This is a genomic window from Streptomyces sannanensis, assembly GCF_039536205.1.
Classification (GTDB): domain Bacteria; phylum Actinomycetota; class Actinomycetes; order Streptomycetales; family Streptomycetaceae; genus Streptomyces; species Streptomyces sannanensis.
In genome coordinates this window covers 4857278-4879332 of the sequence record NZ_BAAAYL010000001.1, presented here as the reverse complement: position 1 = coordinate 4879332, position 22055 = coordinate 4857278, and the positions used below count along the sequence as shown (strand labels likewise).

Here is a 22055-nt window from a genome sequence, read left to right as displayed (position 1 = left end):
GGTTCCGATGACAGATGGGGAGGATCGTCCTCGCCAGACATGCCCTGGGAGCCACACCTATGAGCAACGCCCCCCGCCTGACCGCCCTCGACGCGCTGCACCGTTCGCTGGGCGCGACCATGACCGACTTCGCGGGCTGGGACATGCCGCTGCGCTACGGCAGCGAGCGTGACGAGCACAACGCCGTCCGCACCAAGGCCGGTCTGTTCGACCTCTCCCACATGGGCGAGATCACCGTCACGGGTCCGCAGGCCGCCGCGCTGCTGAACTACGCGCTGGTCGGCAACATCGGCAGCGTCGGCCTGGGCCGCGCCCGCTACACGATGATCTGCCAGGAGGACGGCGGCATCCTCGACGATCTGATCGTCTACCGTCTGGGCGAGACCGAGTACATGGTCGTCGCCAACGCCTCCAACGCCCAGGTCGTGCTGGACGCGATCACCGCGCGTGCGGAGGGCTTCGACGCCGAGGTCCGCGACGACCGTGACGCGTACGCGCTGATCGCCGTGCAGGGCCCGGAGTCCCCCGGCATCCTGAAGTCGCTCACGGACGCCGACCTGGACGGTCTGAAGTACTACGCGGGTCTGCCCGGCACCGTCGCCGGCGTCCCGGCGCTGATCGCCCGTACCGGTTACACCGGCGAGGACGGCTTCGAGCTGTTCGTGGCGCCGGAGCACGCCACGGCGCTGTGGCAGGCGCTGACCGAGGCGGGCAAGCCGGTGGGCCTGGTCCCGTGCGGTCTGTCCTGCCGCGACACGCTGCGCCTTGAGGCGGGCATGCCGCTGTACGGACACGAGCTGACCACCGCGCTCACCCCGTTCGACGCGGGCCTGGGCCGGGTCGTGAAGTTCGAGAAGGAGGGCGACTTCGTCGGCCGCAAGGCCCTGGAAGACGCCGCCGAGCGCGCCGCCGCGAACCCGCCGCGCAAGCTGGTCGGCCTGATCGCCGAGGGCCGCCGGGTGCCCCGCGCGGGCTTCGCAGTCGTTGTCGGCGGCGAGGCGATCGGCGAGGTCACCTCCGGCGCCCCCTCCCCCACCCTGGGCAAGCCGATTGCGATGGCATACGTCGACGCGGCGCACGCCGCGCCCGGCACCGAGGGCGTGGGCGTGGACATCCGAGGGAAGAGCGAGCCGTACCAGGTCGTCTCGCTCCCCTTCTACAAGCGCCAGAACTGACTCCTCCCTGCCCCAGGGCAAGGGATTCCTGACTCACGCTGCCCGACGGCTCAGCAAGCCGCCGAGACTGGCGCGATCAGCACCAGCCGGGTTGAGACCAGCCCGGAAGAGAGACAGATGTCCGGGCTGCGGATCAGCGGGCTTGGTTCTCGCTCCGATGGTTCGCAGCCACCACCTCAGCACCGAGCGATCGGTCGATGACCTTCTGTCATCACATCGCGTGAAATGCATCGCTCGACGAGGTCGACCTCCCCGCATCGGTGAGGCAAGCCACCCCACCGTCCGCACCACTCCCCCGCGTACAGGAGAATTCAGGTCATGAGCAACCCCCAGCAGCTTCGCTACAGCAAGGAGCACGAGTGGCTGTCGACCGCCGAGGACGGCGTCTCGACGGTCGGCATCACCAAGCACGCCGCCGACGCGCTCGGTGACGTCGTGTACGTCCAGCTCCCCGAGGTCGGCGACACCATCACCGCGGGCGAGTCCTGTGGCGAGCTGGAGTCGACCAAGTCGGTCAGCGACCTGTACTCCCCGGTCACCGGCGAGGTCACCGAGATCAACCAGGACGTCGTGGACGACCCGGCGCTGGTGAACTCCGCTCCGTTCGAGGGCGGCTGGCTGTTCAAGGTGCGCATCACGGAGGAGCCGGCCGACCTGCTCTCCGCGGATGAGTACACCGACTTCGCCAGCTGACCGACCGCCCCCACCGCGAGAGGGACCGTGATGTCGCTTCTGAACACCCCCCTGCACGATCTGGACCCGGATGTCGCCGCCGCCGTCGACGCCGAGCTCCACCGTCAGCAGTCCACCCTGGAGATGATCGCGTCGGAGAACTTCGCTCCGGTCGCCGTCATGGAGGCCCAGGGCTCGGTTCTCACCAACAAGTACGCCGAGGGCTACCCGGGCCGCCGCTACTACGGCGGCTGCGAGCACGTCGACGTGGTCGAGCAGATCGCCATCGACCGCATCAAGGCGCTGTTCGGTGCCGAGCACGCGAACGTGCAGCCGCACTCGGGCGCCCAGGCCAACGCCGCCGCGATGTTCGCGCTGCTGCAGCCGGGCGACACCATCATGGGTCTGAACCTCGCCCACGGTGGCCACCTGACCCACGGCATGAAGATCAACTTCTCCGGCAAGCTCTACAACGTGGTCGCGTACCACGTCGACGAGACCGGCGTGGTCGACATGGCCGAGGTCGAGCGCCTGGCCAAGGAGAACAAGCCGAAGCTGATCGTGGCCGGCTGGTCCGCGTACCCGCGTCAGCTGGACTTCGCCGCGTTCCGCCGGATCGCGGACGAGGTCGGCGCGTACCTGATGGTCGACATGGCCCACTTCGCGGGCCTCGTCGCCGCGGGCCTGCACCCCAACCCGGTGCCGCACGCCCATGTCGTCACCACCACCACGCACAAGACCCTCGGCGGTCCGCGCGGCGGTGTCATCCTCTCGACGGCCGAGCTCGCCAAGAAGATCAACTCCGCGGTCTTCCCCGGCCAGCAGGGCGGTCCGCTGGAGCACGTGATCGCCGCCAAGGCGGTCTCCTTCAAGGTCGCCGCCTCGGAGGAGTTCAAGGAGCGCCAGCAGCGCACCCTCGAGGGCGCGAAGATCCTCGCCGAGCGTCTGGTCCAGGACGACGTCAAGGAGGTCGGCGTCTCCGTCCTCTCCGGCGGCACCGATGTGCACCTGGTCCTGGTCGACCTGCGCCACTCCGAGCTGGACGGCCAGCAGGCCGAGGACCGGCTCCACGAGATCGGCATCACGGTCAACCGCAACGCGGTCCCGAACGACCCTCGCCCGCCGATGGTCACCTCGGGTCTGCGGATCGGCACCCCGGCCCTGGCCACCCGTGGCTTCCAGGCCGAGCACTTCACCGAGGTCGCCGACATCATCGCCGAGGCGCTCAAGCCGGCCTTCGACGCCGAGGCGCTCAAGGCCCGGGTGACCGCCCTCGCGGCGAAGCACCCGCTTTACCCTGGCCTGTAAGCAGTTACCTGCATTACAGACACCGGTAAGGGGCACCGCGCACACTGGTGAGTGCGTGCGGTGCCCCGCACCTTGTACGCCCCCGTACCGCTTTCCTCTGCACCACCCCTGGCAGACAACGGCGTCTCCACACCTCTAGGAGTTCCCTCGTGGCCATCTCGGTCTTCGACCTGTTCTCGATCGGCATAGGCCCGTCCAGCTCCCACACGGTCGGCCCGATGCGCGCGGCCCGTATGTTCGCCGCCCGGCTCAAGAACGACGGCCTGCTCGCCCACACCGCCTCGGTACGTGCCGAGCTGTACGGCTCGCTGGGCGCGACCGGACACGGCCACGGCACCCCCAAGGCCGTACTGCTCGGACTGGAGGGCAACTCTCCGCGCGAGGTCGACGTCGAGACGGCGGACGACCAGGTGGAGCGCATCAAGACCGAGAAGAGGATCAGCCTGCTCGGTGTGCACGAGATCGGCTTCGACTTCGACGAGGACCTGGTCCTGCACCGGCGCAAGGCGCTGCCGTACCACGCCAACGGCATGACGATCGCCGCGTACGACACCGCCGGCGACACCCTGCTGGAGAAGACCTACTACTCGGTCGGCGGCGGCTTCGTCGTCGACGAGGACGCGGTCGGCGAGGACCGGATCAAGCTCGACGACACCGTGCTGAAGTACCCCTTCCGCACCGGTGACGAGCTGCTGCGGCTCTCCCGCGAGACCGGGCTGTCCATCTCCTCACTGATGATGGAGAACGAGAAGGCCTGGCGTACCGAGACCGAGATCCGCGAGGGCCTGCTCGACATCTGGCACGTCATGCAGGCCTGCGTCTCGCGCGGCATGTCCCGCGAGGGCATCCTGCCGGGCGGTCTCAAGGTCCGCCGCCGCGCCGCCACCACCGCCCGCCAGCTGCGTGCCGAGGGCAGCCCCGACACGCACGCCATGGAGTGGGTGACCCTCTACGCCATGGCCGTCAACGAGGAGAACGCGGCCGGCGGCCGGGTCGTCACCGCCCCCACCAACGGGGCGGCCGGCATCATCCCCGCGGTTCTGCACTACTACCTGAACTTCGTGCCCGGCGTTGACGAGGACGGCATCGTCCGCTTCCTGCTCGCCGCCGGTGCGATCGGCATGCTCTTCAAGGAGAACGCCTCCATCTCCGGCGCCGAGGTCGGCTGCCAGGGCGAGGTCGGCTCCGCATGCTCGATGGCGGCCGGCGCCCTCGCCGAGGTCCTCGGCGGCACCCCCGAGCAGGTCGAGAACGCCGCGGAGATCGGCATGGAGCACAACCTCGGCCTGACCTGCGACCCGGTCGGCGGTCTGGTCCAGATCCCGTGCATCGAGCGCAACGGCATGGCGGCGGTCAAGGCCGTCACCGCCGCGAAGATGGCGATGCGCGGCGACGGCACCCACAAGGTCTCCCTCGACAAGGTCATCAAGACCATGAAGGAGACCGGGGCCGACATGAGCGTCAAGTACAAGGAGACGGCGCGCGGCGGTCTCGCCGTCAACATCATCGAGTGCTGACGGTCAGCGTGCCGTCCTGGCCGAGACCGACGCGAGCTCCCAGGCTGCGGCTGACCCGGTCCAGGGCGGCCCGCAGCCACTGCACGTCCTCGTCGGGGGCACGGTGGAGTCTCATCTGCCGTGCCTGCATCGGTACGATCCATGAGCGGACCAGTTCCCCGGTGTCCGGCTCCAGCGAGACGAAGTACAGCAGCCGCAGGTCGTCGCGGTACTCCTCGAAGCCGGAGATGCCCTCGTAGTCGTCGATGAAGTCGCCGCAGCCGTAAAGGATCAGCTTGTCGTGGTAGACCTCGACGGGGCGCGGATGGTGCGAGGAGTGTCCGTGCACGACATCGGCGCCGCCGTCGATCAGCGCGTGCGCGTAGTTGATCTGGGGCCGGAAGACGTCATAGCCCCAGTTGGATCCCCAGTGGACCGAGACGACCGCGATGTCGCCCGGCTGTTTCGTCTGCCGTATCAGGCCGGCGAGCTCGACGGCGGCGGCGACCGACGGCTCGGGGACGAGGTTCACGCCGGGCCGGTCGTCGGCGGCGGCCCAGATGGGCGGGATACCGCTGGAGGGCATCCCGCACGAGAAGACGAGGACCCGTCCGCCGCCCTCGACCGGGACGGCCGCGGGGCGTCCCGCCGCTGCCGCGTCGCGCCCGGCACCGACGGCCCGCAGCCCGCCGCCGGCCAGCACATCGAGGGTCTCCTCGAGGCCCGGACGGCCGAAGTCCAGCACATGATTGTTCGCCAGGACACAGACGTCGGGGCGGGCGGCGGCCAGGCAGGGCAGATTGGCCGGATGCATCCGGTAGTGCACCTGCTTGCCCGGCGCGAACTCCCCGGACCGGGTGACGCTGGTCTCCAGGTTCACCACCCGCACATCGGGCGCCGCCTCGTCGAGTGACGCCAGGGCGTCCCCCCAGGGCCAGACGAAGCCGACCGGACGGGGGATCGGGCCGTTGACCGCCTCGGCCAGCTCGACATAGTCCCGGGCGTCCCGGACGTACGCCTCCCGCAGGACGGGGTCACCGGGGTGCGGCAGGATCTGGTCCACTCCGCGGCCGAGCATGACGTCGCCGCAGAGGAAGAGTGTCACCAGGTCACCGGCCACGCTTCCACGGTAGCCCCGGGACACTCGCGCCGAGGCCGGGCACCGGCCGCATCCCGGATCACCGGCCGGAGCGCGCCGGGCCGCCCGCCGCCGTAGCCGGCAGCCGCATATCGACTGCAGCCCTCGGGGCCTCCGCGCTCCCCCAGCTACCTCCCCCAGCTACCTCCCCCAGCTACCGCTGGGAGGTGCCCCCAGAGGTGCCCCAGAGGTGCCCCAGAGGTGTCCCCCACTCTCTTTCGGCACAGGCGCGCCCCGTCGGCTCACTCGCCTGGCTCACTTGTCGAGCGCGGCCCAGAACTCCTCGAAGGAGAGCTCGCCGTCGTTGTTGGCGTCCTTGGCGGCGATGATGGCCTGAGCGACGGTCTCGGTGACGTGGAAGTCGCCGAGCTGTGCCATGACGCTCTTGTACTCGGCCGCCGTGATGCGCCCGTCGCCGTTCCGGTCCAGACGCTGGAACGCCTTGCGCGCCTCTTCGATGTCCGCCACTGGTGCCACTCCCTCTCGGTGCTTTTCTGACGCTTGTCAGAGTAACGGCCCGACGGAGACCACAGTACGGCGGCCGGTCATGCTTGCTGCATGAGTGAGGCACTGATGCACATCCTGGCAGCGGCGGCACGCGGGCAGTTCCCGCCACCGGACGGTACGGCGACGGTGATCGGGCAGGCCGGTCCCAGGGACGCGGGCGTGGTGGCGTTCACCGCACACTCGGTGATCTTCACGGACGAGGACCCGGAGTGGGTACGTGCCACCCTGGCCGCGACGCCGTCCGACGAGCTGGCCGCGTCGATGAACCCGGTGTTCCTGGGCGCGCTGATGGCCCGTACCGGCCGCGGCATGAACACCATCGACCTGCTGACGGTCGCGGACGCGCTGCCCGGCGAGCCGCCGCTGGAGCTGCGGGAGATCGAGGACCCGGAGCACCCCCGGGTGGCGCGTGCCATGAAGTTCCGTGACGACGTACGGGTCTGGGCGGCCGACGGCGGAGTGGTGGTCCTCGGCCGCGGTGTGGCGGGCCGCTGGGAGGCGGCGATCGAGGTGGACGAGGAGGCCCGGGGCCGGGGCCTGGGCCGGGGACTGGCCCTGGCGGCCCGGCATCTGGTGCCGGACGAGGTGGTGTGGGCCCAGCAGTCGCCGGGGAACGCACGCAGTGTGCGTACGTTCCAGGCGGCGGGGTACCGGCCGGTGGGCTCGGAGGCGCTGCTCATAGCGCACTGAGGCCACCGGCCCGTATGACGTCCCCTGGATGAACGGGCCCCACACAGGCGTCAGCGGAAGACGCCAGTGTGGCCCAGTGAGTAGCGGCCCGGTTGCGGGTAGACCGCGAGGCCGTGCGGACCGGAGCCGACCGGGATACGGGCCAGCTGCCGGCCGGTCGCCGTGTCGATCGCGTACACCTCGCCGTCGTAGCGGCCGGACAGCCAGAGCACCTTGCCGTCCGCCGAGACGCCGCCCATGTCCGGGCTGCCGCCGCCCGGCAGTCGCCATTTCTTGGTGAGTTCACTCTGCGCGAAGTCGAAGACCGAGATGGAGCCCTCGCCACGGTTGGTGACGTACATCTCCTTGGAGTCACGGCTGACGTAGAGGCCGTGGGCGCCCTTGCCCGTGGGCAGCAGTCGCGGGGTGGTGAACTTCTCGCCGTCCAGCTCCCACATGCCGTCGGCGATCATGTCGGCGACATAGAAGGTGCTGCCGTCCGGCGAGAGCTTCACATCCTGTGGCATGGCGCCCGCGTGGGGCAGCTTCTGCTGGCCGATCACCTTCATCTTCTCGGTGTCGACCTTGAGGAGTTCGCCGGAGAACTCGCACGAGACGATGAAGTAGCGGCCGTCCGCGGAGAAGTCGGCGTGGTTGACGCCGGCGCAGGTGACGGGCTCGGTGTGCCGGATCGCCATGGTGTGCGGGTCGCGGAAGACCAGCTCCTTGTCGAGCGAGGCCATGACGACGGCGTACTTGCCGTTCGGTGTGAAGTAGAGGTTGTACGGGTCGTGGACCTCGACGGGCTTGCCCACGGCGCCGGTGGCGGGGTCGATGGGGGTGAGGGTGTGCCCCCGGTTGTTGTTGACCCAGAGCGTCTTCAGGTCCCAGGACGGGACGACGTGCTGCGGCTGGATGCCGACCGGGATGGTCCGGACGACCTGGTACGTCGCCGGGTCGATCACCGAGACCGTGTTGGAGTTGGTGTTGGGGACGTACACCAGGGAGGGGAAGCCCTGGACGACGGGCGACAGCTTTCCGGGGCGGTCGGCGGCGTAGACGTCCTTGCGGTCGAGGACCGGCGGCATGCCCGCCAGGCCCGCCGGGACGGCGGGGGCGGCGGGGGCGGACTTCTTGACGGTGGGCGCGGCGGCCTCGCCGTCGCGCTCCCCGGCACAGCCCGCGAGTGCGACGGCGGAACAGACGGCCGCGACAAGAGCGGCGGCGCGCCGCAGGCGCGGACCCACCCGGCGGCTGAGCATGACCCGGGAGGTGGCGGGGTCGGTCACAGGATTACTGGGCACGCGACCATTCAAAGGGAGAAAGATCCGTTTCGCCCCGATTCATCCGACTAACCACCCGCACAGGCGACACTCGCCAAGAATCATGAATCACCCATCCAGCGCGATACTTACGCATCGTTTACCAGGCAATCCGACCACTTCACCTACGATTCACTTTCGAAAAGCACATAAATGCCATTAATTGCCCGATGTGCACGTTTGGCGGCAAGGCCCCCCGTCTGCCATAGTCGGAGGCACACGACCCCCATTGACCCGGGCCAGGTCGTCTCAGCGCCGTGGATACACCCCCTGAGTCCACGGCGCACCACCCAGAAGCCCCCGAGGCGCCCCACCACGGCGCATGGGGGCTTCTGGGCATCCGGAGCCGGCCCGGTTCAGCGATCGGCGACCCGCATCTCGAACCAGGTGGTCTTGCCGCGCGGCTGCAGATCCACGCCCCACCGGTCGGAGAGCTTGTCGACGAGGAAGAGCCCGCGCCCGCTGGTGTCCAGCTCGTGCACGGGCATCAGGCAGGGCAGTCCGCGCGAGGGATCGCGCACCTCGATCCGGATCGTGGTGCGGCGGCGCGTCATGCGCAGCCCGAAGACCCGGGCGCCGGTGTGGCGTACGGCGTTGCCGACAAGCTCGGAGACGAGCAGAACCGCGTTCTCCGTGGTCTGCGGCGGGAGCGCCCACTGGCGCAGCACCACGCAGTGGGTCAGCCGGCGTGCGACGGCCGCCGATTCGGGGCGGGACGGCAGGCGCACCTCGCCCTCGGACGGGTTGCCGAACAGCTCCAGCGCCTCGATGGCCTGTTCGTCGTCGAAGGCCGGCGTCCGGCGCGCGGCGGTCGTACCGCCACGCCGCCGCGGCTGCTCCACACCCTCCAGGCCCGCCATGCCCCCCATCATGGCCGCCCGGAGGGCTCCCGGGGGTCGTTCCGGAAGAAACAGTCTCCCCGGACGGGCGGTTCCCGGTATGCGGGGCGGCATATGACAAGGGCAGTGACCGGGTCGTCACCATCCCTCCGGCCTGCACGGCCTTCTGACTTCCGACCGATCGTCACAGTCTCGGGCGGAGCACCCCTGACGCTCCCTCAAGGATGCTCCGATCCGCCCTTGCGCAGGAGAACCCGGCTCAGAGGAACTTTGCCTTGCCCGGGCCCTCCTCGACGAAGCTGCGCATCCCGCGCTCGCGGTCCTCGGTGGCGAACAATCCCGCGAACCAGTTGCGTTCGATGGTCAGGCCGGTGTCGATGTCCGTCTCCAGACCGGCGTCGATGCTCTCCTTGGCGGCGCGCAGCGCCAGCGCCGGCCCCTGGACGAGCTTGGCGGCCCAGGCGTGCGCCTGCTCGTACACCTCGGCCGCCGGGACGACCCGGTCCACCAGGCCGATCTGCAGCGCCTCGTCCGCCTTCACCATGCGCCCGGTGAAGATCAGGTCCTTGGCCTTGGAGGGGCCGACCAGGCGGGACAGCCGCTGGGTGCCGCCGGCGCCCGGGATCAGCCCGAGGAGGATCTCGGGCTGGCCGAGCTTGGCGTTGTCGGCGGCGATCCGGTAGTCGGCGCAGAGCGCCAGCTCGCAGCCGCCGCCCAGGGCGTAGCCGGTGATCGCGGCGACGACGGGCTTGGGGATGCGGGCCACGGCGGTGAACGAGTCCTGGAGCGCGCGGGACCGGAGGACCATCGCCGTGTGGTCCATCTCCTGCATCTCCTTGATGTCCGCACCGGCCGCGAACACCTTCTCGCCGCCGTACAGCACCACGGCCCGTACGTCGTCGCGGCGGGCCGCCTCCTCGGCGAGCTCACGCAGCCGGTCCTGGGTGGTGACGTCCAGCGCGTTCATCGGGGGGCGGTCGAGGCGAATGGTGCCGACGCCCTCGGCAACTTCGAGATTCACGGTCATGGAGGGCAGGTTAGCCCCCGTCAACGACGGAGGGCCCGGTGCCGTTGGTCACAGCACCGGGCCCCGCAGTACGACTTCTACTTCGTCCACTCCGCCCAGGACATGTTCCAGCCGTTGAGGCCGTTGTCCGGCTGGATCTGCTTGTCCTTGGAGTTCTTCACGACCACCACGTCGCCGATGATCGAGCTGTCGTAGAACCAGGCCGCCGGGGCCTTCTTGTCCCAGCCGCCGCGCACATCGCGCAGGCCGACGCAGCCGTGGCTGACGTTCGCCGAGCCGAAGGTGCCGGACGAGGCCCAGTAGTTGCCGTGGAGGAAGGTCCCGGAGTTGGACAGGCGCATCGCATGCGGTACGTCCTCGATGTCGTACTCGCCGCCGAAGCCGACCGTGGCGCCGTTCATCCGGGTCACCTTGAACTTCTCACTGATGACCATCTGTCCGTTGTACGTCGTGGTCGCCGGGGCGCCCGCGGTGATCGGAACGGTCTTGATGACGGTGCCGTCCCGCTCGACCTGCATCGTGTGGGCACGCGCGTCCACGGTGCTGACCTGGCGGCGGCCGATGGTGAACTGGATGGTCTTCTTCTGCTTGCCGTACACCCCGGGCCGTCCCTCGACGCCGTCGAGGTTCAGCGTGACGGTCACCTTGGTGCCCGCGGCCCAGTACTTCTCCGGGCGGAAGTCGAGCCGGTCGTTGCCGAACCAGTGGCCCTCGATGGGCACAGCCGGGTCCGCCGTCACCGTGATGGCCTTCTCCACGGCCTCGGGACGGGTGATTCCCCGGGTGAAGTTGATGGAGACCGGCATGCCGACACCGACGGTCGATCCGTCCTCCGGCGTGTAGTGCCCGACGAAGGTGTTCTTCGGTACGAGCGTGGTGAACGAGATGTCCTTCGCGGACTCGCGGCCCTCGGCGTCCTTCGCGACCGCGTGCACCTTGTACTTGGTCGCGGCGGCCAGGTGCTGGGAAGGCTGCCATCCGGCGCCGTCCGCGGCGACCGCGCCCTGGATCCGGTTGCCCTTGGTGTCCTCGACCGTGACCGTGCTCAGCTTGCCCTGGTCGGCGGTGATCCTCAGTGCCCCGGTGGTGGGGACATCGACCTCGCCGTTCTTGGGCTCGATGCTGACGACCGCCTCCGAGGCCTTGGTGTCGGCGGCCCGGCTCGCGGCGGGACCGGCCTTGCCGCTGTCACCGGAGTCGCCGCCCCCGCCGCACGCCGTCACCAGCAGCAGTGCGGCCCCCAGCACGACGGCCTGGAGTCCCCGGCGCCCCCGCCGGCGTATGCCCCCGGCCGATGCCCCCGATATCGGCTGCCCGTTCACTATGCTTTTCTCCCCTCGCACGGCCCTGGTCCCACAGCGGCTCGCACTCCCGGCGCGCATTCTTCTCGCGCCCACCGCGCTAGATAATCACACCGTGCGGGGCGCAAGGGACCGGCGAATGTCACCGTTCAGTCCCAAGTCGCCCAGGGCCGATTCGAGGAATGCACCGTCAGGCGAGCGCGGACCCCGCCTTCCACGCCGGCCAGGCCAGGTTCCAGCCGCTGAGGCCGTTGTGGGGTGCCACCGTCTTGTCTTTCGAGTTGACCACTTCGACCACGTCCCCGATCAGTGCGCGGTCGAAGAACCAACCCGCCGGAGTCCTGTCGCTGCCGCCCTTCACATCGCGCAGGCCCACACAGCCATGACTGACGTTGCGGCTGCCGAAGGTGTCCGGGGTGGCCCAGTAGTTACCGTGCATGAAGGTTCCCGAGTCGGTGAGCCGGATGGCGTGCGGCACGTCCTTGATGTCGTACTCGCCCTTGCCGTCCGCGTCCGTGAAGCCGACCGTGGCTCCGTTCATCCGGGTCACTTCGAGCATCTCGGAAATCACCATCTTCCCGTTGTACGTCGCGGTGTGCTCCGACCCGGCGGTGACGGGCAGAGTCGCGAGGACCTTGCCGTCGCGCCGTACCACCATGCTGTGCGCCGCGGCATCCACCAGGGACGTCTGCGAGCGTCCGATGGTGAAGGTGACGGTCTTCCGCTGGATCCCGTACATCTCGGGCCCGGCCTGTACATCACGCAGCCGCATGGCGACGGTCACCTCGGTGCCGGGGCGCCAGTATTCGCGCGGGCGGAAGTCCAGCCGGTCCTTGCCGAACCAGTGGCCGACGACCTCGACGGGCGGCTTCGAGGTGACGGTGATGCCCCGCTCCACGGCCGCGCGGTTGGTGATCGGCCGGCTGAACTGGAAGGTGACGATCATTCCGGTGCCCACGACGGAGCGGTTCTCCGGCCTGAAGTAGCCGATGAAGCGTTCCGCGGGGACATGGGTGGTGAACCTGGTGTGCCGTGCCTGGCGGTTGCCGTGCCCGTCCAGGGCCACCACGTCCACGGTGTACTTGGCGGCCAGCTGCACCTTTCCGGCGTCGGGCCGCCAGGACGTACCGTCCTCCGAGAGGTGCCCCGGCACCTCCACGGGCTGGGCGTCCTCCACCCTCCGCATCGTGACCCGTTCCAGCCGCCCGCTGGGGACCCGCACCTCGATCAGGTCACCGATCTCGACGTCCTTGGCCCCGTCCTCCGGAGTGACCTGGATCACCTCGGCGGGAGAACGCGGCTTGCTGCTCATCCCGATGTCCGAGCCCTTGCAACCGGCCAGTCCCGTCAGCAGTCCTGTGCATGCCAGCAGGGCGGCAAAGCCCACCCCTGCCCGTTTCGCTACGAATCTCACGATGAGCCCAACGATCGTGCCCCTCCGGGGAAACGTGAGTACGACGGCTGTTCCGGGCAGAACAGCTGGGAGGACCACGTAGGGGAGCCACGGCCGGGACGCCGTGCGCCCCCGAGCCCACCAGGTCCCAGGTCCTGATGAGCCGCGGGAGGCCGACAGGTGTCGAGCGCAGATCCAATCAGCGCCGAGCAGCAGGCGGTGCCGGACGGCCGGACCGCGCACGACGGCGAACGGCGCCGGGCCGTCAACGGCCGGAACTCCGGGCCGCCACCGCACCGCCCTGCCGTATGGCCGGGCGCGCCGACCCCCCTCGGCGCGCGCTTCCGGGCCGGCCCCGACGGGGTGTCGGGCACCAACTTCGCGCTGTGGGCGGGCGGGGCCGAGGCCGTCGAGCTGTGCCTCTTCGACCGGGACGGGAGCGAGACGCGCTGCCCGCTGACCGAGCTGACCCACGAGATCTGGCACGGTTTCGTCCCGGGTGTACAGCCGGGCCAGCGCTACGGCTACCGGGTGCACGGCCGCTGGGACCCCTGGACCGGGGCCCGCTGGAACCCGGCCAAGCTGGTGCTGGATCCCTATGCCCGAGCCGTCGACGGCGACTTCACGCTGCCGCCCGAGGTGTACGGGCATGTGCGCGACTGGCCGCAGCAGCATGTCGCCGACACCGTGCGCGACGAGCGGGACTCGGCGCCGTACGTCCCCAAGGCCGTGGTCGTCCATGACGACGACGACTGGTCCGACGACCGGCGCCCCAAAACCCCCTGGGCCGACTCGGTCATCTACGAGCTGCACGTCCGGGGCTTCACACAACTGCACCCCGAGGTCCCGGAGAAGCTGCGCGGCACCTACGCCGGGCTCGCCCACCCGGCGGCGATCGACCATCTCGTACGGCTCGGAGTGACCGCGGTGGAACTGCTGCCGGTGCATCACTTCGCCCACGAGGACCATCTGCAGCGCCGCGGCCTGCGCAACTACTGGGGCTACAACTCCATCGGCTACTTCGCCCCGCACGCGGCCTACTCGGCCAGCGGCACCGGCGGCCAGCAGGTCGGCGAGTTCAAGCGCATGGTGCGGGCACTGCACTCCGCAGGCATAGAGGTCATCCTCGACGTGGTCTACAACCACACCGCGGAGGCCGGCGAGCTGGGCCCCACCCTCTCGCTTCGCGGCATCGACAACCGCGGCTACTACCGCCTCCAGCCCGACGCCCGGCGCTACGCCGACTACACCGGCTGTGGCAACACCCTGCATGTCGTCCAGCCGCAGGTGCTCCGGCTGATCACCGACTCGCTGCGCTACTGGGTCACCGAGATGGGCGTGGACGGCTTCCGCTTCGACCTCGCGGCCGCGCTGGCCCGGTCCATGCACGACGTGGACATGCTCTCCCCCTTTCTCGCGGTGATCGCCCAGGACCCGGTGCTGCGGCGGGTCAAGCTGATCGCCGAGCCGTGGGACGTGGGCAACGGCGGCTATCAGGTGGGTGCGTTCCCGCCGCTGTGGACCGAGTGGAACGACCGCTACCGGGACGCCGTTCGCGACTTCTGGCGCGGCGCCCTGCCGGACGTACGGGACCTCGGCTACCGGCTGTCCGGGTCCAGCGATCTGTACGCCTGGGGCGGCCGGCGACCGTACGCCTCCATCAACTTCGTCACCGCGCACGACGGCTTCACCCTGCGCGACCTGGTGTCGTACGAGCAGAAGCACAACGAGGCCAACGGCGAGTCCAACCGCGACGGGACGAACGACAACCGCTCCTGGAACTGCGGCGCCGAGGGCGAGACCGACGACGAACGGATCAACGCGCTGCGCCGCCGCCAGCTGCGGAATCTCCTGGCCACGCTGCTGCTGTCCACCGGCGTGCCGATGCTCGTCGCGGGCGACGAGATGGGCCGCACCCAGGGCGGCAACAACAACGCGTACTGCCAGGACAATCCGACCGGCTGGATCGACTGGTCGCTGCTCGACTCCCCCGGCTGGCGGACGCTCTTCGACCTGACGTCCCGTCTGCTCGCCCTGCGCCAGGCCCATCCCGTGCTGCGCCGCCGTGCCTTCTTCTCCGGCCGGCCGCAGACGGCGGACGGACTGCGCGATCTGGCCTGGTTCACCCCGCGGGGCACCGAGATGACCGAGCAGAACTGGTACGACCCCGCGGCCACGCTGGGGCTGTATCTGTCCGGGCGCGACATCCCCGGACGTGACGCGCGCGGTGCGAAGGTCACCGACGACAGCTTCCTCGTGGTCCTGCACGCCGGTCACCGTCCGGTGAGCTTCGTACTGCCCGGACCGCCCTGGGCCGAGGTGTACGACACCGTGGTCGACACCTCCCGGGAGGACCAGTCGGCCGCCCCGGCCGACAGCCACCGCGCGGGCGCCACGATCACGGTCCCGGCGCGCTCGGTACTGCTGCTGCGGGTGAAGCCGGCGTAGGCGTTGCCCCGGAAACGGCCCTCCATCCGGGTCGCCACCAGCCACGATCACGATGCGTATCGCTTCGAATCGCGGACGCGGGGAGCCCGGGCCAGGCTTGATGTGGGGCAGGCGAAAGACGCCCGGCCCTGAAAGGAATCGGCAATGAACGACAGTCTGAAGTGGCGCAAGAGCAGCTACAGCAGCGGTAAGAACGACATGTGCGTCGAGGTCGCCCACACGCCGGACGGACGCATCGCCATCCGCGACTCGAAGGACCCGCACACGATCCTGCACTTCACTCACCACGAGTGGGACGCCTTCATGAAGGGCGCCCGCTCCGGCGAGTTCGACTTCTCGAGCTGACAGCTGTGAGCGCCGCCCCCGCCCGGGTCCGGTTCCGGGCGGGGGTGCCATGCTGTCAGGCCGCCTCGGCGGTAAATCCGTTGGGCGGTGTCAGTGGCGAACCGTACGCTCGGTCCTGATGCCCGAAACACAGACAACCCAGAGGAGCCGGTCCTCCGTACGCTCACTGCTGCGGCTGTGGCCGTATGTGCGGCCGGTGCGAACCCGCCTGTTCAGCGCGGCATTCGTCGCGGTCGTCGCGTCCCTTATCGGCCTTGTCATCCCGCTCGTACTGAAGTGGATCGTGGACGGCCCGGTGGCCGAGAGCGATCCGGGCGGAGTCTGGCTGGGCGCGCTCGCGCTGCTGCTGCTCGGCATCGCCGAAGCCCTGCTCTTCGGCTTCCGGCGGTGGCTCGTCGCCCGGCCGCTCTCCCGCGTCGAGGCCGACATGCGCGCCGGTCTCTACCGGCACCTCCAGCGGCTGCCGGTGGCCTTCCACGACAAGTGGGCCTCCGGACAGCTGCTCTCGCGCGCCACCACCGATCTGATGCTGCTGCGCATGTTCCTCGCCTTCCCGCTGACCTTCCTGCTGGTCAACGCGGTGACGATCCTGGCCGGTTTCGTGCTGCTGCTCGCCCAGGACTGGACGCTGGGGCTGGTGCTGACGGTGCCCGTGATCCCGCTGATGATCCTCTGTTCGCACTTCGAGACCCGGTACGCCCTGGTGGCGCGCCGGGCACAGGACCAGGTCGGCGATCTGACGACGGTCGTCGAGGAGAGCGTGCTGGGCATCCGTATCGTCAAGGGCTTCGGCCGGCACCGCAGCCAGGCCCTTGCCTTCCGTGAGCTGGCCGGGGAACTGCGCACCACGGAACTGGCCAAGGCCAGGCTGCTGGCCGGCATCTGGGCCGCGATCACCGCCATTCCCGAACTGGCCATCGGCGCCGCACTGGTCCTCGGCACGGTCCAGGTCGCGGACGGCGACCTGTCGGCGGGCACCCTGGTGGCCTTCCTGTCGACGGCACTGGCCCTGCGCTGGCCGGTGGAGTCGATCGGCTTCCTGCTCGCGATGAGCCAGGAGTCGGCGACGGCCACGGAACGGTTCTTCGAGGTGATGGACGAGGCGGCGGAGGAGAACACCGACGGCGGACACACCGGCAGGCCCGACGGTGCACGGCAGCACCGTCCCGCCCCGCCCGCCGGCGGACTCCGCTTCGAGGGCGTCGAGTTCCGTTACCCGGACGCGCCCGCGGACTCCGTCCCCGTGCTGGAGCGCATCGATCTCCACATACGTCCCGGCGAGACCATGGCCCTCGTCGGGGCCACCGGCAGCGGCAAGACCACGCTCACCGCGCTCGTGCCGCGGCTGTACGAGCCGACCGGCGGGCGGATCACGCTCGACGGGCAGGACATCGCCGAACTCCCCCGGGAGACACTGCGCGAGCTGGTGGCCGTGGCGTTCGAGGAGCCGACCCTCTTCTCCGCGACCGTCGGCGAGAACGTCCTGATGGGCGCCGGTCCCGACGCCGGGACCACCGAGCTGCGGCGTGCCCTGGACATCGCGCAGGCCGGCTTCGTGGACCGGCTGCCGCAGGGCGCCGACACCCAGGTCGGCGAGCAGGGGCTGAGCCTGTCCGGCGGACAGCGGCAGCGGCTCGCCCTGGCGAGGGCCGTGGCGGGACAGCCCCGCTTCCTGGTGCTGGACGATCCGCTGTCGGCGCTGGACGTGCACACGGAGGCGCTGGTGGAGGCCGCGCTGCGGCGCGTACTGGACGACACCACCGCGCTGGTGATCGCCCACCGGCCGTCCACCGTGATGCTCGCGGACCGGGTGGCGCTGCTCTCCGGCGGCCGAATCGCCGCCGTCGGCACCCACCAGGAACTGCTGCGTGACAACGCCGAGTACGCCTGGCTGATGTCCGGCGCGGAAGCTTCTGCCGAGGAGGCCAGGACCCGATGACCAGGACCACGACGGGACGCCCCGCGGACGGCACGACGGCCGACGGCACGGGCCCGAGCACCCCGGAGGCCGCCGAGGAGACCCGGTCCACGACCGCCGGTGCCGAGCCGGCCGAGGCCGGACCGGTGCGGGAACAGGACGAGCACGACGACCCGTACGACCGCGACGAGCTGCCCGCGCCCCCCGGCGCCACGGGGGCGCTGCTGCGCTCGCTGCTGCGGCCGCTGCGCGCCCGGGTCGCCCTCGGCGCGGTCCTGCTGCTGCTCCAGCAGGCCACCGTGCAGGCCGGCCCGCTGCTGGTCGCGTACGCCATCGACCGCGGCGTACCCGCCTTCCGCGCGCACGACTACGGGCCGCTGATCGCCGTCGCCGTGGGGTACACGCTGTGCGCGGCGGGCTCGGGGCTGTTCCAGTACGCCTTCATCCGGGTCTCCGCTGGCGTCAACCAGAACGCGCTGCTCGATCTGCGCGGCCGGATATTCCGGCACGCTCAGGCGCTCAGCGTGGACTTCCACGAGCGCTACACCTCGGGCCGGCTGATCTCCCGTTCCACCACGGACGTCGAGTCGCTGCGCGAGCTGCTCAACGAGGGCCTCCAGGAACTCGTCAACGTCGTCCTGGCCTTCGTCTGCATCTCCGCGATGCTGCTCTACCTGGACTGGGGCATCGGCGGCCTGGCCGTGCTCTCCTTCGTGCCGCTCTATGTGCTCGTACGGCTCTACCAGCGGCGCGCGGGCGTCGTCTACAGCGCGCGTTCCACGGCGACCGCGGCCGTGATCGTGAAGTTCGTGGAGACGATGAACGGCATCAGGCCCGTGCGTTCCTTCCGTCGTGAGCGCATCAACGACGCCGGGTTCCAGGTCCTCAACCGCCGCCACGAACGCTCCAACGGGGACGCGCTGCTGGAGATGGCCCGCTATGTGGTCGGCTCCCGGCTGGTCGCCAACACCGCGGTCGCCGCGATGGTGCTGTGGGGGGCCTACCGGGTGGCCGACGGGACGCTGGCGCTCGGTGTGCTGGCCGCCGCCGTGCTGTATCTGCGGCGGCTGTACGACCCGATCGACCGGCTCGGCATGTTCCTCAACTCCTACCAGTCGGCGGTCGCCTCGCTGGAGAAGATCGCCGGCCTGCTCGCCCAGACCCCGACCGTGCCCGAGCCCACCGCCCCGAAGCCGCTGCCGTCGAACGACTCCGAACACCCGGGCCGCGAGGTCGTCTTCGACGACGTACGTTTCGCCTACCGCACGGGTGGCGAGGTGCTCCCCCGCTTCGGTCTCACCATCCCCGCCGGCCAGACCGTCGCCCTCGTCGGCTCGACCGGAGCCGGCAAGTCCACGCTGGCCAAGCTGCTGGCCCGGTTCTACGACCCGACCGAGGGCCGGGTGCTGCTGGACGGCATGGACCTGCGCGATCTGGCCATGCCCGAACTGCGGCGCGGGGTGGTCATGGTGACCCAGGAGGCGTTCCTGTTCTCCGGCACGGTCGCCGAGAACATCGCCATCGGCCGCCCGGACGCCAACCGGGAGGAGATCGAGCACGCCGCGAAGGCGATCGGCGCCCACGACTTCATCACCGCCCTGCCGGACGGCTACGACACGGACGTACGCAAGCGCGGCGGTCGTATCTCCGCGGGCCAGCGGCAGCTGGTCGCCTTCGCCCGGGCGCTGCTCGCGGACCCCGCGGTGCTGATCCTCGACGAGGCGACGAGCTCGCTGGACATCCCCGGCGAGCGGGCCGTCCAGCACGCGATGCACACGGTGCTGCACGGCCGCACCGCGGTGGTGATCGCCCACCGGCTGTCCACGGTGGAGATCGCCGACCGGGTGCTGGTGATGGACCGCGGCCGGATCGTGGAGGACGGCACCCCCGCCGAACTCATCGGCGGAACGGGACGGTTCGCAGACCTGCACCGGGCGTGGCGGGAGAGCCTGGCGTGAGCCACTTCCTTCGGCGCGGGACCGGCACGCAGCTGGTGGAGCTGCCGCCCACGGACGCGGGCGTGCCGGTGGTCGTGGAGTTCGAACGGTGCGCACCGGTCGAATCCCTCCGAACCGATCTGCGGATGATCAGCGACTCGGGCGAGGAGCTGAGGCAGGTCCACGTGTCCGGCTCGATCCGTCACCGGTTCCTGACCGGCACGGAGGGGAGCCCGGTCTCCAGGATCCTTGTCGAATGCACCCGCCAGGAGTGGTTGTTGCGCCTCGTCTCCCCGTACCAGGTGCCCCTGCTGGAGGCGACCGCCGAGGGACAGGGCTGCAATGTGCTCCGCTACGAAGGTCCCCCGGCACAGCTGTCGATCCAGCGGGGCGACTGGGTGGATGTCGACGGCTGGGGCGAAGGGCGCTTCGACTGGGCTCTGCGTACGTACGCGGACAAGAAACCGGTGGGGGGCGCTCTCATCGGCGCCGGGCCCGAACCCGAGCTGATAGTGGTCGACGCCCACTCGCACTGGCAGCTACAGGTCGATCCCCCACGCACCTTCGACCGCAGGATCTCCGGTTGGGGCACGGAGGTCATCCGGTACACCGGACCGCGTGGCACCGCGAAGATCTCCTGTCGTCGGCCGTTCTTCAACGACGTGGTCACCGCGGTCGTTCTCGGCAAGGACCTGCGGCCGTCGCGGAGTGCCACCGCCTTCGGCCGGCTCACCGTCCTTCCCGAAGGAGAGAAGTTCGGGCTTCCGGCCGGTGCGTTGCTGGTGGTGGACAGCCGCTGGAGGGAACCCTGGCGGATCAGCGTGCGCTGACCGCCACCGCCTCCTCCTCGCGTGCGGCTCCGGGCTTCGCCCGCCCCGCGCCGCGCAGGAGGGTGACGGCCAGCACCGCCGCCGACGCCATGAGGACCGTCGCGCCCGTCGCGGCCGAGGACATGGCGTGGGTGAAGGCGTCCCGCGCCGCCTCCAGCAGGGACTCCCCCGCCGCCGAGGGGCTGTTTTCGGCCACCGCGAGCGCGCCGCCCAGTGTCTCGCGTGCGGCGGCCGGGGCGGTGGGGGCGGCGGCCGCCATGTCGTGGCGGTAGACGGCCGCGCCGATCGAGCCGAGAACGGCCATACCGAGCGCTCCGCCGAGCTCCGTGGCGGATTCCAGGACGGCCGCCGCGGCGCCCGCGCGCTCCGGCGGAGCCGCGCCCAGCGCGAGCTCGTTGGCGAGGGTCATGGCGACGACCAGACCGGCCGCGTAGACCGCGCCCCCGGTCAGTACGTACCAGAGCGCCGAGTCGGTACGCACCAGGATCAGCAGCGCGAACCCGCAGGCCGAGACCGTGAATCCGCCGCCCATCACATACGCGCGGTCGATCCGCGCCGCGAGCACCCCGCTCAGTGGACCCGCGGCCATCGGGCCGACGGCCGGCGCCAGGCTCCACAGCGCGGCCTCCAGCGGGCTCATGCCCAGCACGGACTGGAGGTACTGGGTGAAGAACACCGCGAAGCCGATGATCGCCACCATCGCGACGAGATTGGCGAGCAGCGGGCCACCGAAGGCGCGGCGGCCCAGCAGCCGCAGGTCGACCATGGGGTCGTCCAGTCCGCGCTGGCGGCGTACGAAGACGAGGGTGAGCACCAGGCCGACGGTCACGCCGAGGGCGGGCAGCGGGGCATAGCCGTCGCGCGCCAGCTCCTTGATGCCGTGGATCAGGGGCAGCAGAGCGGCCAGCGAGAGCAGCGCGCTGATCACGTCGAAGCGGCCCGGCCGCTGCGCCTTGACCTCGGGGAGCAGCACGGGCGCGAGCAGGAACAGCAGGGCCATGGCCGGCAGGTTGACGAGGAAGACCGAGCCCCACCAGAAGTGTTCGAGCAGTGCGCCGCTGAGGACGGGGCCGAAGGAAATGCCCGCGGTCATGACGGTGGTCCACAGGGCGACGGCCGTGGCCCGCTGCTTCTCGTCGTGGAAGAGGTTGCGGATGAGGGCGAGCGTGGACGGCATCAGGGCCGCGCCGCCGACGCCGAGCAACGCCCGCGCGGCGATGAGCTGTCCGGGGCTGTCGACGTAGGCGGCGATGACCGACGCCGCACCGAAGACGGCCGCTCCGGCGAGGACCAGGGTGCGGCGGCCGATGCGGTCGCCCACCGCGCCCATGGTGATGAGCAGCCCGGCCAGGACGAAGCCGTACATGTCGAGGATCCACAGCTGCTCGGTGGAGCTGGGGGCGAGGTCCTGGCTGATGAAGGGGATGGCGAAGTAGAGGATGGAGACGTCCATGGAGACGAGCAGGAGGGGCAGCATCAGTACGGCCAGTGCGGCCCATTCGCGTCGGCCGGCGCGCGTAGCGGTGTCCATGCGGCAGACCGAACCAGCGCGCCGCGCACACCGCCAAACAGGGGGGTGGTGCACCCTGGTGCGGTGACCCAACGCCCCTGCTCCGACCTGGGATTATGTTCGTGACGGTGCACTAGTGCCGCGACCGGCGACGTGTGCCCGTCAAGGAGCGGCGTCCGGTGCGTGCGATCGCAAGGCGGCCGAAGACCCTCGTAGCAGC

At 70.2% G+C, this 22055-nt stretch carries 18 protein-coding genes; 10 read left to right on the top strand and 8 right to left on the bottom strand.

Going from position 1 to position 22055, the window contains the following annotated elements:
• Window positions 1-59 precede the first annotated feature (59 nt).
• The 4 genes from gcvT to ABD858_RS22900 all read left to right on the top strand — a co-directional run bounded on the left by gcvT (window position 60) and on the right by ABD858_RS22900 (window position 4672).
• Complete coding sequence (gcvT, locus tag ABD858_RS22915) at window positions 60-1175, top strand: glycine cleavage system aminomethyltransferase GcvT (protein WP_345040645.1); 1116 nt, start codon at window positions 60-62, stop codon at window positions 1173-1175.
• 318 nt (window positions 1176-1493) lie between these two features.
• A complete protein-coding gene (gene gcvH / locus ABD858_RS22910) occupies window positions 1494-1868 on the top strand; it encodes a glycine cleavage system protein GcvH (protein ID WP_345040642.1) in 375 nt (124 codons plus the stop codon).
• Between the two features lie 30 nt (window positions 1869-1898).
• Window positions 1899-3155 (top strand): serine hydroxymethyltransferase, encoded by a 1257-nt coding sequence (gene glyA / locus ABD858_RS22905; RefSeq protein ID WP_345040640.1) that lies wholly within the window; start codon window positions 1899-1901, stop codon window positions 3153-3155.
• 149 nt (window positions 3156-3304) lie between these two features.
• A complete protein-coding gene (locus ABD858_RS22900) occupies window positions 3305-4672 on the top strand; it encodes an L-serine ammonia-lyase (RefSeq protein WP_345040638.1) in 1368 nt (455 codons plus the stop codon).
• Here ABD858_RS22900 and ABD858_RS22895 read toward each other — a convergent pair.
• Together ABD858_RS22895 and ABD858_RS22890 are read right to left on the bottom strand one after the other, a co-directional pair.
• Window positions 4659-5771, bottom strand: a complete 1113-nt coding sequence (locus ABD858_RS22895; protein WP_345040636.1) for a CapA family protein — start codon at window positions 5769-5771, stop codon at window positions 4659-4661. The two genes, ABD858_RS22900 and ABD858_RS22895, sit on opposite strands and share 14 nt — an antisense overlap.
• A gap of 273 nt (window positions 5772-6044) precedes the next feature.
• Complete coding sequence (locus ABD858_RS22890) at window positions 6045-6257, bottom strand: EF-hand domain-containing protein (protein WP_345040635.1); 213 nt, start codon at window positions 6255-6257, stop codon at window positions 6045-6047.
• Window positions 6258-6347: 90 nt separating this feature from the next.
• Between ABD858_RS22890 and ABD858_RS22885 the strand changes: the two genes are divergently transcribed.
• Window positions 6348-6986 carry a GNAT family N-acetyltransferase gene (locus ABD858_RS22885; protein WP_345040634.1) on the top strand — a complete coding sequence of 213 codons (639 nt, stop codon included), beginning with the start codon at window positions 6348-6350 and terminating at the stop codon, window positions 6984-6986.
• 50 nt (window positions 6987-7036) lie between these two features.
• On the opposite strand, the gene ABD858_RS22880 is transcribed toward ABD858_RS22885, so the two are convergent.
• The 5 genes from ABD858_RS22880 to ABD858_RS22860 form a co-directional block, all read right to left on the bottom strand.
• Window positions 7037-8227 (bottom strand): YncE family protein, encoded by a 1191-nt coding sequence (locus tag ABD858_RS22880; protein WP_345044783.1) that lies wholly within the window; start codon window positions 8225-8227, stop codon window positions 7037-7039.
• 416 nt (window positions 8228-8643) lie between these two features.
• Window positions 8644-9159, bottom strand: coding sequence for an ATP-binding protein (locus tag ABD858_RS22875; protein WP_345040632.1), 516 nt, complete (start codon window positions 9157-9159; stop codon window positions 8644-8646).
• Window positions 9160-9385: 226 nt separating this feature from the next.
• On the bottom strand, window positions 9386-10153 hold the full coding sequence (locus tag ABD858_RS22870) for an enoyl-CoA hydratase/isomerase family protein (protein WP_345040630.1): 768 nt from the start codon (window positions 10151-10153) through the stop codon (window positions 9386-9388).
• A 77-nt stretch (window positions 10154-10230) separates the two neighbouring features.
• A complete protein-coding gene (locus ABD858_RS22865) occupies window positions 10231-11475 on the bottom strand; it encodes a L,D-transpeptidase (protein WP_345040628.1) in 1245 nt (414 codons plus the stop codon).
• A gap of 169 nt (window positions 11476-11644) precedes the next feature.
• Window positions 11645-12868 (bottom strand): L,D-transpeptidase, encoded by a 1224-nt coding sequence (locus tag ABD858_RS22860; RefSeq protein WP_345040626.1) that lies wholly within the window; start codon window positions 12866-12868, stop codon window positions 11645-11647.
• A gap of 159 nt (window positions 12869-13027) precedes the next feature.
• On the opposite strand from ABD858_RS22860, the gene glgX reads away from it, so the two are divergent.
• The 5 genes from glgX (at window position 13028) to ABD858_RS22835 (ending at window position 20325) form a co-directional block, all read left to right on the top strand.
• Window positions 13028-15295 carry a glycogen debranching protein GlgX gene (gene glgX, locus ABD858_RS22855; protein WP_345040624.1) on the top strand — a complete coding sequence of 756 codons (2268 nt, stop codon included), beginning with the start codon at window positions 13028-13030 and terminating at the stop codon, window positions 15293-15295.
• A 144-nt stretch (window positions 15296-15439) separates the two neighbouring features.
• On the top strand, window positions 15440-15640 hold the full coding sequence (locus ABD858_RS22850; protein ID WP_345040622.1) for a DUF397 domain-containing protein: 201 nt from the start codon (window positions 15440-15442) through the stop codon (window positions 15638-15640).
• Window positions 15641-15758: 118 nt separating this feature from the next.
• On the top strand, window positions 15759-17579 hold the full coding sequence (locus tag ABD858_RS22845) for an ABC transporter ATP-binding protein (RefSeq protein ID WP_345040620.1): 1821 nt from the start codon (window positions 15759-15761) through the stop codon (window positions 17577-17579).
• Window positions 17576-19516 carry an ABC transporter ATP-binding protein gene (locus ABD858_RS22840; RefSeq protein ID WP_345040618.1) on the top strand — a complete coding sequence of 647 codons (1941 nt, stop codon included), beginning with the start codon at window positions 17576-17578 and terminating at the stop codon, window positions 19514-19516. Before ABD858_RS22845 ends, ABD858_RS22840 begins: the two co-directional genes overlap by 4 nt.
• Window positions 19513-20325, top strand: a complete 813-nt coding sequence (locus ABD858_RS22835) for a hypothetical protein (RefSeq protein WP_345040616.1) — start codon at window positions 19513-19515, stop codon at window positions 20323-20325. The genes ABD858_RS22840 and ABD858_RS22835 overlap by 4 nt, the downstream gene beginning before the upstream one ends.
• Here the strand turns inward: ABD858_RS22835 and ABD858_RS22830 are convergent.
• A complete protein-coding gene (locus ABD858_RS22830) occupies window positions 20312-21856 on the bottom strand; it encodes an MFS transporter (RefSeq protein WP_345040613.1) in 1545 nt (514 codons plus the stop codon). The two genes, ABD858_RS22835 and ABD858_RS22830, sit on opposite strands and share 14 nt — an antisense overlap.
• Window positions 21857-22055 lie beyond the last annotated feature (199 nt).